General features: G+C 72.0%; 4 protein-coding genes. All 4 read left to right on the plus strand.

What is annotated here, in order from left to right; translation table 11 throughout:
• Nucleotides 1-1,141: VWA domain-containing protein (locus ACWELQ_RS41505; protein ID WP_452402469.1), on the plus strand; the 1,141-nt coding region annotated here is incomplete at its 5' end.
• Nucleotides 1,142-1,219: 78 nt separating this feature from the next.
• The gene (locus ACWELQ_RS41510) at nucleotides 1,220-1,600 is read left to right on the plus strand and encodes a hypothetical protein (RefSeq protein WP_452402470.1); all 381 of its coding nucleotides are present in this window, start codon (nucleotides 1,220-1,222) and stop codon (nucleotides 1,598-1,600) included.
• A gap of 86 nt (nucleotides 1,601-1,686) precedes the next feature.
• Complete coding sequence (gene cobO, locus ACWELQ_RS41515; protein WP_452402471.1) at nucleotides 1,687-2,307, plus strand: cob(I)yrinic acid a,c-diamide adenosyltransferase; 621 nt, start codon at nucleotides 1,687-1,689, stop codon at nucleotides 2,305-2,307.
• Nucleotides 2,301-3,412 (plus strand): cobyrinate a,c-diamide synthase (locus tag ACWELQ_RS41520; protein ID WP_452402472.1); only part of this gene is annotated, 1,112 nt, incomplete at its 3' end. The genes cobO and ACWELQ_RS41520, both read left to right, overlap by 7 nt.

Here is a 3,412-nt window from a genome sequence, read left to right on the forward strand (position 1 = left end):
AGAGGCGGTCCCGGGCGCGGGACCGCAGGATCAGCCTGCCGGGCAGGACGAGTCGCGTGATTCGGATGAATCGAGCGAAACGGGCATGAAGGACTCCGGCGTCGACCCGGAAACGCGGGACGGCGACCCGAATCCGCGCGACGTCGACCCGGAGACGTCCGACGGTGGCCCCGATGCCGCTGACGGCGGCCCGAACTCCCCTGGGGCGGAACAGGATTCCCGCGATCCGTGGTCGTCGGGACACGATCCTCGGCAGGCGGACGACCCGCGGCAGACCAACCCCGGCCAACGGGAACCGTCGGCCGACCGCCCCGCCCGGGAGGGGCGCACCGGCGCGCCCACCGCGGCGCTTCCCAAGCCTCCCCGCTGGGAGGTTCCCGGCGTGGGCGAGGGTGCGCCCGGCCGACGTTCGCGTGCGCGCACCCGCCAGGGCCGCGTCGTGCACGCCATCGAGGACACCTCCACCGGATTGCATCTGCTGGGCACCATCTTCGCCGCGGTGCCTCACCAGCACGAACGTGGCCGCCTCAGCGGTCGACTGGCGTTCGCTCCCGCCGACCTGCGCGGCGCGTATCGCGAAGGCCGCGAAGGCAATCTGGTGGTCTTCGTGGTCGACACCTCGGGTTCGATGGCCGCGCGCGACCGCCTCTCCGCCGTCACCAATGCCGTGGTGGCCCTGCTGCGCGACGCCTACCAGCGCCGCGACAAGGTCGCCGTCATCACCGTGCGCGGCCAGGACGCCGAACTGGTGCTGCCCCCGACCTCCTCGGTCGACATCGCCGTCCGCCGCCTGGCCGACCTGCGCACCGGCGGCAAAACCCCACTGGCGCAAGGACTCCTGAAGGCCCGCGACCTGCTGCGCCGCGAACGCGTCCGCGACCCCCACCGCCGCCCCCTGCTGGTCCTGCTCACCGACGGTCGCGCCACCGGCGGCACCGACCCCGTCCCGCGCGCCCGCGCCGCCGCGCGCATGCTCGCCAACGACGCCGTCACCGCCATGGTCGTCGACTGCGAACGCGGCATGATCCGCCTCGGCCTGGCCCGCGACCTCGCCGCCGAATTGCGCGGCGGCTACCTGCAATTGAGCGACCTCACCGGCGATTCCGTCGCCGGGATCGTCCGCGCCACCCGGGCGGCCTGACCGTGCGCCTGTTCCGCCGCCGCAAGGACATCTTCCGATGCTGCTGAAACCTGCGGCGGCTACTTACAATCGGCGGTAGTGACCGGCGATTCGTGCGCCGGGATCATCCGGAGTATGGGCGGGTGGGTCATGGGGTTCTACACACACGGCTGGGCCGAATCGCACGGCGGCATCCACGATGTCGGGCGGGAGGCGTCCAAACCGATCGAGGCCGAGATGGCTGTGCGCGCCAAGGCCGAGCGCGAAAGCCGACGGGCCGCCTCGAACGGCGCGGCCGGGTATCCGGCTCGGCGCGGCGCGGGCGGTCGAACCTCCGGTGAGCGCAAGTACGGGGAGGCGGCCTTCGAAACCGGGATAGCGCTGCTGGGTCCGACGCCCGTTCCCGGCGCTGTCGTGGACGGCTTCGTCCACGGCCTCCTGGGCGTCATCAAAAGCATCTTCACCCTCGACTTCCACTGATCCGCAGCCGGGGCCGGGAGCCGTCGCCTCGCGGGCGTATGGCACCGTGAAGCCCGGATTGTCGGTCGTGGAAGGAGCTGGAGTCGATGCCGAAGGGTGTGCCGCTGCCGGAGAGCATTCCGGATGACGGGCTGACGACGCGGCAGCGTCGCAATCTGCCTGTGCTGGCGGTACACACGGGACCGGGCAAGGGGAAGTCGACCGCCGCGTTCGGAATGGCGTTGCGGGCCTGGAACCAGGGCTTCGACGTCGCGGTGTTCCAGTTCGTGAAGAGCGCCAAGTGGAAGGTGGGGGAGGAGGCCGCCTTCCGCGCCCTCGGGCAGCTGCACGACGAGAAGGGCCTCGGCGGCGCCGTCGAATGGCACAAGATGGGCGAGGGCTGGTCGTGGACGCGCAAGCAGGGCAGCGATGACGACCACGCCGCGGCAGCGCTGGCCGGCTGGCAGGAGATCAAGCGCCGCCTGGGGGCCGAGGAGCACCGCTTCTACGTGCTCGACGAATTCACCTACCCGCTCAAGTGGGGCTGGGTGGACGTGGACGACGTCGTCGAGACCCTCACCGACCGGCCCGGCAACCAGCACGTGGTGATCACCGGCCGCGACGCGCCGCCAGCCTTGATCGAGGCCGCCGACCTGGTCACCGAGATGACGAAGGTGAAGCATCCGATGGACGCGGGCCGCAAGGGCCAGCGCGGCATCGAATGGTGAGCACACCCGCGGTGGTCATCGCCGCACCCGCGTCCGGGAGCGGAAAGACCACGGTCGCAACGGGATTGATCGGCGCGCTACGCCGCGCCGGGCATCGGGTCGCGCCGTTCAAGGTCGGACCGGACTACATCGACCCCGGCTACCACGGCCTCGCCGCCGGGCGGCCGGGTCGCAACCTGGACCCGGTCCTGGTCGGTGCCGACCGGGTCGTCCCCCTGTACCGCCACGGCAGCGAGGGCTGCGACCTCGCCGTGGTCGAAGGCGTGATGGGCCTGTTCGACGGCCGCATCGACGAACACAATCCCGACCCCATCGCCGAGGGCTCCACCGCCCAGATCGCCGCCATGCTCGGCGCGCCGGTGATCCTGGTGGTCGACGCGCGCGGCCACAGCCAGAGCCTGGCGGCGCTGCTGCACGGTTTCGCCACCTACGACAGCGGAATCCGGCTCGGCGGCGTGATTCTCAACCGCGTCGGCAGCGAACGCCACGAACAGGTGCTGCGCGCCGCCTGCGCCCGCGTCGGCCTGCCGGTCCTGGGCGCGCTGCCGCGCCTGGCGGAACTGGCGGTCCCTTCCCGCCACCTCGGTCTGATCCCCGCCGTCGAGCACGGCTCCGCCGCCCGGGCCGCGGTGGACGCCATGACGGATCTTGTTGCGGCGCATATCGATCTGGGCGCGGTGGCGGCGCTGGCTACCGCGAGCGCCCCGGGGCCGAGCTGGGATCCCCTCGCCGAGTTGGCCGCCGTCGACCGCGCGGTAGCGGCGGCACCCGGCCCGCCCGGCAGCTCCGGCCAGGAGCCGGCCGAGGTGGGCCAGGCGCTGGCCGGTTCCGGCTCGGTGGTGGCGATCGCCGGGGGGCCGGCCTTCACGTTCGGCTATGCCGAGCATCGTGAACTACTGGCGGCGGCGGGGGCGCGGGCCCAGGTCTTCGACCCGCTGCGCGATGGGCTCCCTACCGGCACAGCGGGATTGGTCATCCCCGGTGGTTTTCCGGAGGAGCATGCGGCTGAGCTCCGGGAACCCAAGACCCGCAACCGCTATGAGACCGCGGCCGTCGCGTACCACGAGGCCATTCCCGGCCATCATCTCCAGCTCACCATCGCCAA

It is taken from the genome of Nocardia sp. NPDC004722 (genome assembly GCF_053601505.1).

Excerpts from the sequence above, each read along its gene's own strand:
- cobO (WP_452402471.1), top strand. The coding sequence starts at position 1,687 with ATGCCGAAGGGTGTGCCGCTGCCGGAGAGCATTCCGGATGACGGGCTG.